This is a genomic window from Oerskovia jenensis (assembly GCF_016907235.1).
Taxonomy (GTDB): domain Bacteria; phylum Actinomycetota; class Actinomycetes; order Actinomycetales; family Cellulomonadaceae; genus Oerskovia; species Oerskovia jenensis.
In genome coordinates this window covers 916,886-929,782 of record NZ_JAFBBO010000001.1, presented here as the reverse complement: position 1 = coordinate 929,782, position 12,897 = coordinate 916,886, and the positions used below count along the sequence as shown (strand labels likewise).

13 protein-coding genes are annotated in these 12,897 nt (G+C 73.8%); 6 read left to right on the top strand and 7 right to left on the bottom strand.

Translation table 11 applies throughout. The annotated features are described in order from the left end of the window. Window positions 1–39: 39 nt before the first annotated feature. The 3 genes from JOD49_RS04210 (at window position 40) to JOD49_RS04200 (ending at window position 2,522) form a co-directional block, all read left to right on the top strand. Window positions 40–756 carry a hypothetical protein gene (locus JOD49_RS04210; protein ID WP_205306103.1) on the top strand — a complete coding sequence of 239 codons (717 nt, stop codon included), beginning with the start codon at window positions 40–42 and terminating at the stop codon, window positions 754–756. Window positions 757–811: 55 nt separating this feature from the next. Beyond that, window positions 812–1,282, top strand: a complete 471-nt coding sequence (locus JOD49_RS04205) for a pyridoxamine 5'-phosphate oxidase family protein (protein ID WP_205306102.1) — start codon at window positions 812–814, stop codon at window positions 1,280–1,282. 163 nt (window positions 1,283–1,445) lie between these two features. Continuing rightward, window positions 1,446–2,522, top strand: a complete 1,077-nt coding sequence (locus JOD49_RS04200; protein ID WP_205306101.1) for a hypothetical protein — start codon at window positions 1,446–1,448, stop codon at window positions 2,520–2,522. 162 nt (window positions 2,523–2,684) lie between these two features. On the opposite strand, the gene JOD49_RS04195 is transcribed toward JOD49_RS04200, so the two are convergent. Beyond that, window positions 2,685–4,739: a M13 family metallopeptidase gene (locus tag JOD49_RS04195; RefSeq protein WP_205306100.1), complete on the bottom strand. Its 2,055-nt coding sequence runs from the start codon at window positions 4,737–4,739 to the stop codon at window positions 2,685–2,687. Window positions 4,740–4,798: 59 nt separating this feature from the next. Here JOD49_RS04195 and JOD49_RS04190 point away from each other — a divergent pair, with 59 nt between their 5' ends. After that, entirely contained in the window at window positions 4,799–5,257 is a 459-nt protein-coding gene (locus tag JOD49_RS04190; protein ID WP_193720690.1) for a ribose-5-phosphate isomerase, read from the top strand. A 39-nt stretch (window positions 5,258–5,296) separates the two neighbouring features. Next, on the top strand, window positions 5,297–6,325 hold the full coding sequence (locus tag JOD49_RS04185; RefSeq protein WP_205306099.1) for an Fpg/Nei family DNA glycosylase: 1,029 nt from the start codon (window positions 5,297–5,299) through the stop codon (window positions 6,323–6,325). 89 nt (window positions 6,326–6,414) lie between these two features. Here JOD49_RS04185 and JOD49_RS04180 read toward each other — a convergent pair whose 3' ends face one another. Next, complete coding sequence (locus tag JOD49_RS04180) at window positions 6,415–7,755, bottom strand: GNAT family N-acetyltransferase (RefSeq protein ID WP_205306098.1); 1,341 nt, start codon at window positions 7,753–7,755, stop codon at window positions 6,415–6,417. A 142-nt stretch (window positions 7,756–7,897) separates the two neighbouring features. Here JOD49_RS04180 and JOD49_RS19965 point away from each other — a divergent pair, with 142 nt between their 5' ends. Further along, the gene (locus JOD49_RS19965; protein ID WP_307822373.1) at window positions 7,898–8,296 is read left to right on the top strand and encodes an MGMT family protein; all 399 of its coding nucleotides are present in this window, start codon (window positions 7,898–7,900) and stop codon (window positions 8,294–8,296) included. An 80-nt stretch (window positions 8,297–8,376) separates the two neighbouring features. On the opposite strand, the gene JOD49_RS04170 is transcribed toward JOD49_RS19965, so the two are convergent. The 5 genes from JOD49_RS04170 to cysK all read right to left on the bottom strand — a co-directional run bounded on the left by JOD49_RS04170 (window position 8,377) and on the right by cysK (window position 12,624). After that, the gene (locus JOD49_RS04170; protein WP_205306096.1) at window positions 8,377–9,426 is read right to left on the bottom strand and encodes an LLM class F420-dependent oxidoreductase; all 1,050 of its coding nucleotides are present in this window, start codon (window positions 9,424–9,426) and stop codon (window positions 8,377–8,379) included. Between the two features lie 207 nt (window positions 9,427–9,633). Further along, the gene (locus JOD49_RS04165; RefSeq protein ID WP_205306095.1) at window positions 9,634–10,635 is read right to left on the bottom strand and encodes a DUF1648 domain-containing protein; all 1,002 of its coding nucleotides are present in this window, start codon (window positions 10,633–10,635) and stop codon (window positions 9,634–9,636) included. After that, window positions 10,632–10,985, bottom strand: coding sequence for a GntR family transcriptional regulator (locus JOD49_RS04160; RefSeq protein WP_205306094.1), 354 nt, complete (start codon window positions 10,983–10,985; stop codon window positions 10,632–10,634). Before JOD49_RS04160 ends, JOD49_RS04165 begins: the two co-directional genes overlap by 4 nt. Window positions 10,986–11,080: 95 nt before the next feature. Continuing rightward, window positions 11,081–11,689: a serine O-acetyltransferase EpsC gene (gene epsC, locus JOD49_RS04155; RefSeq protein ID WP_205306093.1), complete on the bottom strand. Its 609-nt coding sequence runs from the start codon at window positions 11,687–11,689 to the stop codon at window positions 11,081–11,083. Continuing rightward, entirely contained in the window at window positions 11,689–12,624 is a 936-nt protein-coding gene (gene cysK / locus JOD49_RS04150; RefSeq protein ID WP_205306092.1) for a cysteine synthase A, read from the bottom strand. Before cysK ends, epsC begins: the two co-directional genes overlap by 1 nt. Window positions 12,625–12,897 lie beyond the last annotated feature (273 nt).

Sequence of the window (12,897 nt, the reverse complement as noted above, 5' to 3'; positions counted from 1 at the left end):
GGCCGCCGAGGCCGCCGTGGCACTCGGTAGGCTCCGGGCATGGCGTCGGGACAGGGGCAGGGGGCGAGCGGTCGAGGTCGTCCGGGGGGACTCCTCGACCTGTCGGCGAGCAGCTCGGGGTCCGGTAGCCGCAGGTCCGTGGTCGCCGTCGTCGTGAGCGGGCTCGTCCTGCTGGCTTTCGTCCTGTCGGTCATGCTCGTCGTGGGACGCTTCCTGAGCGTCGCCGTGCCGGCTGCGACCCGGGGGAACGAGGAGATGAAAGGGCTCGACTCTGCCGCCACGGACCGTGCGCGGGCGTTCGCCGCAGAGCTCGGGCGACTCCCGGGAGTGACCTCGGTGCCCGCACCGGGCACCGTCTACCACGGCTTCCTCAGGAACCCAGGCCACGTGCTGCTCGAGCCGGTCCTCGACCACGACGCGACTCCTGAGGAGGTGGGGGCTCTCGTCCTGGCGGTGTGCGAGCGCGCGCAGGCCGAGGTGGACCTCGACGTCCTCTACTCGGCCGTCCTGGACGCCGGCGGGGTCACGGTCCGGATCACGTGCCACGACCCCGGCTTCGCCCCTGCGATCACCGACCTCGTCGAGATGACGCGGTCTTCCGTGCTGTTCGGGGAGGTCGCGCGGATCGGGGTGTCGGGCGGACAGGTCGAGTGGTGGGACGGCCCGTCGCGTCCCGGTGCCCGCGCGCCCTGGGAGGCCGAGTGGGCGGCGGCCGCCGCCGAGCTCGGGTTCGTCCTCCAGGAGCCGGTCGGGTGACCTGAGCGGACCGGAGGGGCCACCGGACCCGGCGGGCCGTGGAAGGATCGTCGCCATGGTCTCCTGGAAGCAGCTCGTCGACGACGCCCCCGACCTCGCCGCGCGCGTCCGTGCCCGCTTCGCGGCGGCCCCCTCGCACGTCCTCGCGACCCGGACGCTCACGGGCTCGCCGCGGGTGAGCGGCACCGAGGTCGGCTTCTGGGAGGACGACGCGTGGATCGGTTCCACCTCGCGCTCCGGCAAGTCCATGGACCTCCTCGTCGACCCACGGTGCGTGCTCCACTCGAACCCCGGCGACGGGTCGAGGGCCGACGGGGACGTCAAGATCGACGGGACCGTCCGCAGCGCCCCGCCGGGCGACCGGCGCCGGGCCGAGGTCCTCGCGGCAGGAGGGGTCGAGGAGCCGTTCCAGCTCTTCTGGCTCGACCTCGACCGGGTCGTGCTCACCACGGTCGAGGGCGACCTGATCCGGGTCGAGACCTGGCGTCCGGGGAGCGGGGTCCACGTCGTCGAGCAGCGGGGGTGAGGCAGGGGCCCGCGGCGTGGAAGGGCCGGGAGGAACGGACCTCTCGTCGACCGCATACGGGACCGATCGGACATGTGCGCAGTTCGACCAGGGCAGGACGGCCGTGCAATGCTGCGTACTTCTGCCCCGAATCTGCGGGGTCCGAGTCCTCTGAGGAGCTGTGATGTCCGGCAACGCCCCCGTGCCTCCGCCGCCCCCGCACTCCGAGCCTGCCCAGCAGCCTCCGGTCTTCCAGCCCAGGTCGCAGCAGCCCGCGACGCCTCCCGCGGCCCCGGTGCCACCGCTCTCCGCGGCGTCCGACCAGCAGGCCACGGCGTACCAGCCGGTGCAGCCCGCGTACGGACAGGACCAGGCGACGGCCTACCCACCGGCGCAGCCCGCGTACCAGCCCCCGGCCTACCAGCAGCAGCCCGCGTACCAGCAGCCCGCCTACCAGGCACCGCCGCCCACGTTCGCCCCGGGCAGCGGCCAGCAGGCCGCCTACCAGGCTCCACCGGCCACCCCGCAGCCCGCCTACGCACCGCAACCCACGGCCCCGCAGTACGCCCAGCCGGCGCCGCAGCAGTACCCGGCCCAGCAGGCGCCGCAGCAGTACGCCGCCCAGCAGGCGCCGCAGCAGTACCAGCAGGCGTACGCCGAGCAGCCCCCGGCAGCGGCCGCCCCGGGTGGCGGCTCGGGCGGGCGACCCGGCAAGCGTGGAGGGCGGCTCAGCCCGGGGTGGATCGCCTTCATCGCGCTCGACGTGATCCTGGTGGGCATCGTGGTCGCGTTCGCGATCAACCTCGCGGGAGGTGCTTCCGGCGAGGCCCCGTCCGAGGGACCGGGCACGTCGGCCGAGGCGCCGGCCGCGACCCCCGACTCCCCGGCCGAGAAGCCGGGCCCGGTCGTGGTCGCGGGGGAGTCGGTCACCACCCCGAGCAGGAACATCACCTGCACGATCGGTGAGCAGGGTGTCTCGTGCGGCATCGCCGAGCTCGCGACCCAGCCCGCACCGGTCGACGGGTGCACGGGCACCACGGGATACCTGGTGACGCTCACGTCGAGCGGCGTCGAGATCCCCTGCGTCCCGACCGCGGACCAGCCCACGAAGGCCGGGGACGACGTGGCCGTGCTCGACTACGACCAGACGAAGACCGTCGGGTCGTTCACGTGCACGAGCTCGAAGACCGGGATGCGCTGCGCCGACGCCGACACCGGCAAGGGGTTCAACGTGGCCAAGGCCGGACTCTCCTCGTTCTGAGAGGGCCGGGCCGTGAAGGCTCGCCCCCTGCCCGACGGCGTCGCGCGCCCGGGTGCGTGACGCACCGGGGCGAGCGGCGCCGTCGGACCTGGTGCGTGCCGTGAGCCGCAGCGCCCGGAACACCTCGCCCCGACCCCGCCTGCGGGGCCGGGGCGACGTGCGTCACCAGATGCGGACGCGCTCGGCCGGGGCGAGGTACAGCGCGTCGGACTCCGACACGTCGTACGCCTCGTAGAACTCGTCGAGGTTGCGCACCACGCCGTTGCAGCGGAACTCGTTGGGCGAGTGCGGGTCGGTCGCGAGACGACGCACGACCTCCTCGTCGCGTCCCTTCGACTGCCACACCTGGGCCCAGCCGAGGAAGACGCGCTCGATGCCCGTCAGCCCGTCGATCACGGGCGCCTCGGACAAGGGGCGGCCCAGCGCGATGCGGTACGCCTTGAGCGCGATCGACAGACCGCCCAGGTCGCCGATGTTCTCACCGATCGTCAGCGCTCCGTTGACGTGCGGGCCGTCGTCGGGCAGCTGGACCGGGCGGAACGCGTCGTACTGGGCGATGAGGGCCTTGGTGCGGACCTCGAACTCGGCCCGGTCCTGCGGCGTCCACCAGTCCTCGAGGCGCCCGTCGCCGTCGTACTTGGAGCCCTGGTCGTCGAACCCGTGCCCGATCTCGTGGCCGATCACGGCCCCGATCCCGCCGTAGTTGACCGCGTCCTCGGCATCCGGGTCGAAGAACGGCGGCTGGAGGATCGCCGCGGGGAAGACGATCTCGTTCATGCCCGGGTTGTAGTACGCGTTGACCGTCTGCGGGGTCATGAACCACTCGTCGCGGTCGAGCGGCTTGCCGATCTTGCCCAGCTCGCGGTCCTGGTCGAACGCGTTGGAGCGGCGCACGTTGCCCAGCAGGTCGTCGGCCTCGATCACGAGCGCCGAGTAGTCGCGCCACGTGACGGGGTACCCGATCTTGGGCGTGAACGCCTCGAGCTTGGCGAGCGCCTTGACCTTGGTCTCCTCGGTCATCCAGTCGAGGCCCTCGATGGACTCGCGGTAGGCCGCGACGAGATACGCGACGAGCTCCTCCATGCGCGCCTTGTGCGCGGGCGGGAAGTGCCGCTCGACGTACACCGCGCCCACGGCCTCGCCCAGGGCGCCCTCGACGAGCGAGACTCCGCGCTTCCAGCGCTCACGGACCTCCTGCGCCCCCGACAGCGTGCGGCCGTAGAAGTCGAAGTTCGCCTCGACCAGCTCGTCCGTGAGGTACGGCGCGCGCGCCGAGACCAGGTGGTAGACCGCCCACAGCTTCCAGTCCTCGACCGGGACCGACTGCCACAGCTCCGCGAAGCCCGTCGCGAAGCCGGGCTCGCGGACCACGAGCGAGTCGAGCGAGCCCGCCGGGGCGGCCAGGGCCAGGGCCCACGCGTGCCAGTCGAAGCCCGGGGCCGCGTCGGCCAGGGCCCGCAGCGTCATGGGGTTGTACGTGAGGTCGGCGTCGCGGTCCCGCACGACGTCCCAGTGGTGTGCCGCGAGCTGCGTCTCGAGGGCGAGCACGCGCTCGGCCGCGTCCTGCGGGGACGCTCCCCACGTGTCCGGCGTGACGCCCGCGAGCGTGAGCATGCGCGCGACGTGCGGCACGTACTTGGCGCGGATCTCGGCGTACTGGTCCTCGCGGTAGTACGCCTCGTCGGGCAGGCCCAACCCACCCTGGTACAGGTAGGCGACGTACTTCTCGGGGTCCTTGGCGTCGTTGTCGACCCAGAACCCGAACGCGCCCGCGCCCCCCGTGCGCTGCAGCGCGCCCAGGGCGCCCGTGAGCTCGGCCTGGCTCGTGGCGGCTGCGAGCAGCGCGAGGTCCGGTGCGAGCGGGCTCACGCCGCGCGCCTCGATCGTGTCGGTGTCCATGAAGCTCGCGAAGAGCGCGCCGATCTGCGCCTGGACGCCCGTGGCGTTCCCGGCCTCGACCGCGGCCGCAGCGTCCTTGATGATCTCGCGCACGTGCTCCTCGGCCTGGTCGTGCAGCGCACGGAACGCGCCGTCCATCGACCGGTCGGCGGGGATCTCGTGCGTCTCGAGCCAGCGGCCGTTGACGTGCCGGTACAGGTCGTCCTGCGGGCGGACGGCGGGATCGAGAGCGGACAGGTCGATGCCGGAGGCCACCGTGCGCGCGGTGTCCGCGGCGGTCAGGTCACCGTCTGCGACGGAGGGTGTGGTCTGTGTCATGCGTCTCAGGTTATGCGAGCAGGGGCGCGAGCGGGGAGCGCATCGGGGATGATGGTCCCATGCGCGTTCACATTGCAGCGGACCACGCGGGGTACGAGCTCAAGGCTCACCTCGTCACGCACCTCGAGAGCTCGGGCCACGACGTCGTGGACCATGGCGCCCACGAGTACGACGCCCTCGACGACTACCCGTCGTTCTGCATCGCGGCCGGCGAGGCCGTCGTCGCGGAGCCGGGCAGCCTGGGCGTCGTGATCGGCGGCTCGGGCAACGGCGAGCAGATCGCCGCCAACAAGGTCGACGGCGTGCGCGCCGCCCTGGCCTGGAACCTCGACACCGCGAGGCTGGCCCGCCAGCACAACGACGCCAACGTCATCTCGGTCGGCGGGCGTCAGCACACGGTCGAGGAGGCGACGTCGTTCGTCGACGCGTTCCTCGCCGAGCCGTTCAGCGGTGACGAGCGCCACCAGCGTCGCATCGACCAGCTCGCGGCCTACGAGGCCTCGCGCCACCAGGCGTGACGTCCGTCCTCCCCGTGCGCGCGGTGGACGGTGCGGCCCGTGCCTGAGGGCCACACCGTCCACCGGCTCGCGCACACGTTCGCCGAGCTCTTCGCGGGGCAGGTCCTGGCCGCCTCGAGCCCGCAGGGCCGGTTCGCGGCCGGGGCCGCGCTGCTCGACGGCGCTCGCCTCGTCGCGGCCCGGGCATGGGGCAAGCAGATGTTCCTGGGCTTCGCGGAACCCTCAGCGCGCCCCGAGGCGCTGAGCGACGACGATCTGCGCTGGCTGCGCGTCCACCTCGGCCTCTACGGGGCCTGGACGTTCGCGGGCGACGGGAGCGCCGCCGTCGTGCACGCGATCGGCGCACCCCGCAAGCGCATCGGCGAGCGGGACTCGGTGCCGGCCGGTCCGCTCGCGTCGCTCCCTGCCGCAGGCGACGACTGGGATCCTCCCGCACCCCGGGGCGCGGTGCGGGTGCGTCTGGTCGGCGAGCACGCGGTCGCGGACCTCACGGGTCCCACGGCCTGCGAGGTCGTCTCGGCGGACGAGGTGCGCGCGGTCGAGGCGCGCCTGGGCCCCGACCCGATCCGGGACGACCCCGCCCCGGCGGGCGGGCCCGACCGCTTCGTGACGGCCGTGCGGCGCTCGCGCACGACCGTCGGGCAGCTCCTCATGAACCAGGACGTCGTCGCGGGGGTGGGCAACATCTACCGCGCCGAGGTGCTGTTCCGCGCGGGCCTGGACCCGCTGACCCCGGGCAAGGACGTGCCCGCCGAGACGCTGCGGGGGATCTGGGACGACCTGGTCGTCCTCATGCGTGACGGCGCGACCACGGGCGCGATCGTCACGACCCGCCCCCAGGACCGCGAGCCCGACGGCGCCACCTCCCCGGGAGCGCCGTCTCGCCCCGGGACGGGGCGAGCGGGGGTGCGCCAGAACACCGACGGCACCGCGGGGGCCGTGCCTGCCGACCAGGCGTTCTACGTCTACCACCGTGACGGGCTGCCGTGCCGCGTGTGCGGGACGCCGGTCCTCATGAAGGACCTCGCGGCGCGCAAGCTCTACTGGTGCCCGACGTGCCAGCGGTGACCCGGGTCCTGGCCGACCGCTGAGTGCGTGGTTCGGCGGCGACTCGCCGGGCGTGTCGCCGCCGAACCACGCACTCGGCGCGGGACCCGTCAGAACACCCAGCTCGAGACGGGCGCCACGGGCCAGCCGAACGCGGCGCTCGCCGCGGCGAGGGCGCCCGGACGGTGCTCGGACACGAGCCCTGCCGTCGCGAGCGAGGCCAGCGAGACCCCGCCCAGGAACGCCGAGCCCAGCTCGCGCACGTCGAGCGACACGTCGGCCGGGTCCTCGGTGCGCTCGCACGTCGCCTCGCCGAACGCCGTGGCCCGCAGCCGCCAGTGGCCGGCGTTCTCCGGGATGCGCTCGTCGCTCACGCGCAGCACCACGTCGGCGTCCCCCGCGTAGCGCCGACCCGCGAGGGCCACGGGGACGTCGAGCACGCGGACCCACAGGTTGTCCGCTACCCGCCCCGCGGCGGCTCGCGGGTTCACGAGCAGGTGCGTGACGACGTCGTCCACAGGGATCATGAACGGCTCGACCTCGCTCGTCAGGTCGAGGTCCGTCAGGACGCCCCACAGGGAGCGCGCGGCCGCGGCGTCGAGCGCCACGACCTCGCCCGTGCTGACCGTGCCGCGCGGACCGGTGGTCTCCCACGACACCTTGCGGCGGAACGTCGCGTAGCCGCGCGGCTCACCGTCGCGCTCGACGACCACGATGCGCTGCGACTCGCGGCCACGACGGAACGCCGCCGGGTCGGACCACCAGGCCTCCTGGAGCTCGGGCGACTCACGCGTGACCCAGCCGGGCCGGTTGACGCCCGTGCCGTGCCCACCCGGGTCCGCGCCCGCCGCCCGGTGCAGCGAGTCGACGAGCTCGCCGTGGCGCGCCCGGTCGGCCTTCTCGATACGGACCGTGTGCTCGTCGGCTCCCTCGACGTCGCGCAGTGCCGCGCCCCGGGGGATCGTCAGGCGCAGGTCCTGCGCGGCCTGGCCGTAGCCGAACCGGCCGTAGATGGCGGCCTCGGCCGCGAAGAGCGCCGAGACGGGCTCGCCCGCGGCCCGGGCCTGCTCGAAGTGGACGTCGATCATGGCGCTCAGGATGCCGCGACGCCGGTGCTGCGGGTGCACGCCCACCCACGTCAGACCGCTCACGGGCAGCGTCGCGCCCGGCACGGGGAACTCGGCGAACGGGTACGAGGCGTGCATGGCCGCGAGCTCGCTCACGGTCGGCACGGCGCCGTCGAGCGGCACCGCGTCGGCGTCCTGGTGCTCGCTCACCACCCCGAAGGTCCGGGACCAGGTGAGGGGCAACGGGTGCTGGACCTGCTCGTCGAGGTCGATCTCCGACGGGAAGGCCCAGGTGTCGACGTCGAGGACGGCGCGCTTGTCCGCCTCGGTCAGCGGAGTCAGGCGATAGCCGGCGGGCAGGGGGTGGGGGGAGCGTTCGGTCATGCCCTCATCCTGCTGGGCTGGTGGGGCCGAGGCCAGAGGAATAGTGCCGCCGAGAAGTGAGTAGATGCCCGTGATCTGCCCGAATCGGGGGCGTCAACTCACTTCTCGGCGGAGCGGGGACGAGCGCGGGTACGCTCGCCCGGTGAACCAGGCGCGCGAGCAGGAGCGGGGGGCCGGACGGTCGGCGGGCGCGGAGGACGCCCGCCAGGAGTACGCCGACGCCGTCCTGGCCCTCGTCGAGTCGATCCCGCCCGGGCGGGCCATGACGTACGGGCTCGTCGCGGAGATCGTCGCGGAGACCCTCGGGCGGGGCGGCCCGCGGCAGGTGGGGCAGGTGCTCGCGACGTCCGACGGCGACGGGCCCAGCGGTGAGGGACTGCCGTGGTGGCGGGTCGTCAACGCGGCCGGCTCGCCCCCTGCGCACCACCTGAGCACGGCCCTGGCGAACCTGCGGGCCGAGGGCTGCCCGCTGCGCCCGGGCGGCGAGCGCGTGGACCTGCGGAGGGCGGTCTGGTTCCCGGAGCCGGCCCCGGAGCGCTGAGTGCGGAGCAGCTGTCGTGACCCGCGACCGGGCGCGACAGCTGCTCCGCACTCAACGGCTCGTCAGGCCGCGCGTCCGGCTCAGCGGCCCGGTACCGGGGTGAGCAGTCCTGCGACGGTGCGCACCGCCGTCGGGTCCCCCTGGACCAGGAGCGTCGTGACGGCCGTCGCGCGCCACGCCTCGAGGTCGCGCGCGATCTTGGCCGCGGGCCCGACGAGGGCCACGTCCTCGACCAGGGCCGTAGGAACCGCCGCGACGGCCTCGGCCTTGCGTCCCGCGAGGTAGTGCGCCTGGATCTCGTCGCACGCGTCCGAGTACCCGAGCCGGTCGAGCGCGTCGCGGTGGAAGTTCGCGCCCTTGGCGCCCATGCCGCCCACGTAGAGCGCGATGAAGGGCCGTACCTTGTCGGCGGCCTGCTCGACGTCGTCCGCCACCACGACCGGGACGGTCGCCGAGACCTCGAAGTCGGCCGCGGGGGACCGTTCGGCCGAGCGCTTCGCGAAGCCGTCGTCGAGCAGCCCGCGGAACATCGCGTCCATGCGGGGGCTGTAGAACAGGGGCAGCCAGCCGTCGGCCACCTCGGCCGCGAGCGCGACGTTCTTGGGTCCCTCGGCCGCGAGGTGGATCGGGATCTCGGTCCGCAGCGGGTGGACCGTCGAGCGCAGCGCCTTGCCGAGACCCGTGGTGCCCTCGCCCGTGAGGGGGAGCTGGTAGAACTGGCCGTCGTAGGTCACGGGGCCCTGGCGGGCGATCACCTCGCGCACGATCTCGACGTACTCGCGCGTGCGGGCCAGCGGCCGGGGGTAGGGCTGGCCGTACCAGCCCTCGACGACCTGCGGACCCGAGACGCCCAGCCCGAGGATCGCCCGGCCACCCGAGAGGTGGTCGAGCGTCAGGGCGGCCATGGCGGTCGCGGTGGGGGTGCGCGCGGACATCTGCGCGACCGCGGTGCCGAGCCGGATGCGCGAGGTGTGCGAGCCCCACCAGGCGAGGGGCGTGAACGCGTCGGACCCGTAGGCCTCCGCGGTCCAGACGGAGTCGACCCCGAGGCGGTCCGCGGCGACGACCGCCTCCTGGATCCCGGGTGGGGGACCGGCCGACCAGTAGCCGGTGTGGATGCCGATGCGCATGCGTTCTCCTCGTGTGTTCCTCGGCGCTGAGGTGCGGACGGGTCCGCGTGCCCGACGTGCGTCGAGCGGCGGTTCCCAGGACCGAGAGTCCTAGGAACCGCCGCTCAATCTACCGTGCCGATCGAGATGCCGATCGAGAGTGCCGATCCCGACGGCGCCGGGCCGCCGCCGGGTGCTTCCCGCGCGGTGCGCGGCGGGCCGCGGTGGTCAGGCGTGCCGTGCCCGGTCCGCGAGCGAGGTGAGGAGCGCCGCCCCGGCCGCGGCGTCGTCGACCGTCACGACGAGCACGCGTCCGCCCGTGCGCCGGACCTCCAGGCCCGGCCCCTTGCGGACCACGATGCCCACGCGGCCCCCGCGTCCCGCGCGCCAGCCCCAGCCGCCGAACTCGCGGAACGGGTCGACCATGACCTCGCGCGCGCCCTCGACCTCGTCGAGCGGCACGAAGGTCCGCGGCAGCCCGAGCGCCGAGCGGACCTCGAGCCCCGAGTCGTCGACCGTCACGGTCCACGACATCATCGAGGCCATGACCAGCCCTAGGACCACGGGGAGCAGGATCATCCACCACAGGCCCGTGACCACGACGAGGACGAGCGTGCCGACCACGGCGGCTCCGGCGACGGCCATGCCCGGCCCGCCGCGGGACGTGCGGATCCAGGCGGCACGCTCGCCCTCGCCCAGCGGGGCGCGGGGGTCGGCCGGAGAGACCGGTCCCACGGCGGGCAGGCGGGCGTCGCGCGGTGCGACGAGCCCGGCCAGGACACCCACCAGGAGGCCCGCGCCGAGGGCCACCGCGATGGCCGCGCCCACGTCGGCGGCCTGTGCGGCGTCGTCGAGCCCGCGCTGCACCCAGAGCGTGCCGAGCAGCGTCGCGCCCAGGAACGTCGCTGTCCCCGCGCTCACCCCCACGGCCATCCTGCGGTTCGACGCGGACTGGCCGAAGAACCAGCCGACGAGCCAGAAGCCCACCGCGAGGACCGCGCCGATCGTGAGCGGGACCGCGGCGCTCGCCGCGAGCGACCCGAACCCGTCGACGTTCCCGGCGGCGTCCCAGTGCGTCGCGACCGGGTCGGGCAGGTCGTCGCGCCACGAGAACGCGACCGCGGCGCTCGCGGCCAGGACCGCGAGGGGCAGCACGAGCCCCAGGAGCGTGGTGGACAGCCGGTGCGGTGCGGGGGTCCGGCGGCGGGTGCCGGTCGGGGTGGTGGTCATCGCAGTGCCTCCTTGAGCAGGGCGAGGGTGGTCTCGGGGGGCAGGGAGAGGGCGTGGCTCTCCCGCACGACGGCGTCGATCGCCGCTCGCAGGTTCGTGTAGTCGTGCGCGGCCTGGGCCGTGACGACGGCGCCACGACCGCGGCGCAGGTCGACGAGGCCCTCGTCGCGCAGGTCCTGGTAGGCGCGGAGCACGGTGTGGACGTTGAGGTCGAGCGAGGCCGCGAGGTCGCGGGCCGCGGGGAGCCGCTCGCCCGGGCGCACGGTGCCCGCAGCGACCGCGAGCCGCACCTGGGCCGCGAGCTGCGCGAAGAGCGGCTCGCCGGCGGTGGGGTCGATGCGGAAGATCATGGCGCCATACTACTAGTTGTTACTGTGCAACTAGAACAATGAGGGTCGACGAGAGGGGCGACGCGCACGGCGTCGCCCCTCTCGTGGAGCGACCCTCAGATCACGTACTCGATGAGCAGCGACGGGTCCTCGACGGGCTCGGCGGCCGGCGGCACGGCCGGGTGGGGGATGCGGTTGCGCGCGGGGACCCCCACGGCGACGGCGCCGGCCGGCACGTCCTTGACGACCACGGCGTTGGCCCCGACCTGGACGTCGTCCCCGACCCAGACCGGTCCGAGGATCTTGGCCCCGGCCCCCACGACGACCCGGTCGCCCAACGTCGGGTGACGCTTGCCGCGCTTCATCGACCGCCCGCCCAGGGTGGACCCGTGGAAGAGCAGCACGTCGTCGCCCACGACGGCGGTCTCCCCGATGACCACGCCCATGCCGTGGTCGATGAACAGCCGCCGTCCGATCTTGGCGCCCGGGTGGATCTCCACGCCCGTGGCCGCCCGTGCGATCTGGGCGATGACGCGCGCGGGCAGGCGCAGGGCCGGCTCGCGCCACATGCGGTGCGTGAGCCGGTAGGTCCACACCGCGTGCAGACCGGGGTAGACGAGCGCGACCTCGAGGCCGTTGCGCGCCGCGGGATCGCGGTGGCGGGCGGCCTCGAGGTCCTCCCTGAGAACCCTCAGGAAGCGTCGCAGGGGACTGGGGGGCCTCATCAGTCCAGCAGGTCGGCGTACAGCACGGAGGTCAGGTAGCGCTCGCCGAACGACGGGATGATCACGACGATCAGCTTGCCCGCGTTCTCGGGGCGCTCCGCGAGGCGCAGCGCTGCGGCGATCGCGGCACCGGACGAGATGCCCACGAGCAGGCCCTCCTCCTTGGCGGCGCGACGCGCGTACTCGACCGCGGTCTCGGCGTTGACGTCGATGACCTCGTCGTACACGGTCGTGTCGAGGATCTCCGGCACGAAGTTGGCGCCGATGCCCTGGATCTTGTGCGGGCCGGGGGCGCCGCCGTTGAGGATCGCGGACTCCTCGGGCTCGACCGCGACGATCTGCACGCCGGGCTTGCGCTCCTTGAGGACCTGACCGACGCCCGTGATGGTGCCGCCCGTGCCGATGCCGGCGACGAGGATGTCGACCTCGCCGTCCGTGTCGGCCCAGATCTCCTCGGCCGTCGTGGCGCGGTGGATCGCGGGGTTGGCCTCGTTGGCGAACTGGCGGGCGAGGATGGCGCCCTCGCGCTCGGCCACGATCTCGTCGGCCTTGTTGACGGCGCCCTTCATGCCTTCGGAGCCCGGCGTGAGGATGAGCTCGGCCCCGAACGCGCGCAGCAGGGCGCGACGCTCCTTCGACATGGTCTCGGGCATCGTCAGGACGACGTCGTAGCCGCGGGCCGCGCCGACCATGGCCAGGGCGATGCCCGTGTTGCCGGAGGTCGCCTCGACGATGGTGCCGCCCGGCTTGAGGTCGCCCGACGCCTCTGCGGCGTCGATGATGGCCACGCCGATGCGGTCCTTGACCGAGCTGGCCGGGTTGTAGAACTCGAGCTTGCCCACGACCGTGGCGCCGAGGCCCTCGGTGAGCTTGTTCAGGCGGACGAGGGGCGTGTTGCCGACGAGCTTGGTGACGTCGTCGTAGATGCGTGCCATGACTTCCTCTTCATCGTTGGTGGCCTGCGGCGGAGGACCGGGGCCGAGGGGGGATCAGCGGGAGCTGTGCGGGGGGCGGCGGGGCTGCACCAGGGCAGGGGACGCGCCACGGAGGGCCTGTCGTCGGGTGGAGCGCCGCCTGCGGGGGGAGGGGGCGCTCTAGCGACAGGTGCGACACGGACAACAGGACCGGGAGTGCGCGGGGGTGCTCACCGCGCGGGAGGAGGTGGCGTGACACGTGGTCATGATCGCCCTCCTCGCCCTGTGCTGCCA

What these genes read in the sequence shown, in the direction of transcription:
- JOD49_RS04210 (WP_205306103.1), top strand. Translation starts at nt 40, where the DNA reads ATGGCGTCGGGACAGGGGCAGGGGGCGAGCGGTCGAGGTCGTCCGGGG.
- JOD49_RS04205 (WP_205306102.1), top strand. Translation starts at nt 812, where the DNA reads ATGGTCTCCTGGAAGCAGCTCGTCGACGACGCCCCCGACCTCGCCGCG.
- JOD49_RS04200 (WP_205306101.1), top strand. Translation starts at nt 1,446, where the DNA reads ATGTCCGGCAACGCCCCCGTGCCTCCGCCGCCCCCGCACTCCGAGCCT.
- JOD49_RS04195 (WP_205306100.1), bottom strand. Translation starts at nt 4,739, where the DNA reads ATGACACAGACCACACCCTCCGTCGCAGACGGTGACCTGACCGCCGCG.
- JOD49_RS04190 (WP_193720690.1), top strand. Translation starts at nt 4,799, where the DNA reads ATGCGCGTTCACATTGCAGCGGACCACGCGGGGTACGAGCTCAAGGCT.
- JOD49_RS04180 (WP_205306098.1), bottom strand. Translation starts at nt 7,755, where the DNA reads ATGACCGAACGCTCCCCCCACCCCCTGCCCGCCGGCTATCGCCTGACT.
- JOD49_RS04170 (WP_205306096.1), bottom strand. Translation starts at nt 9,426, where the DNA reads ATGCGCATCGGCATCCACACCGGCTACTGGTCGGCCGGTCCCCCACCC.
- JOD49_RS04165 (WP_205306095.1), bottom strand. Translation starts at nt 10,635, where the DNA reads ATGACCACCACCCCGACCGGCACCCGCCGCCGGACCCCCGCACCGCAC.
- JOD49_RS04160 (WP_205306094.1), bottom strand. Translation starts at nt 10,985, where the DNA reads ATGATCTTCCGCATCGACCCCACCGCCGGCGAGCCGCTCTTCGCGCAG.
- epsC (WP_205306093.1), bottom strand. Translation starts at nt 11,689, where the DNA reads ATGAGGCCCCCCAGTCCCCTGCGACGCTTCCTGAGGGTTCTCAGGGAG.
- cysK (WP_205306092.1), bottom strand. Translation starts at nt 12,624, where the DNA reads ATGGCACGCATCTACGACGACGTCACCAAGCTCGTCGGCAACACGCCC.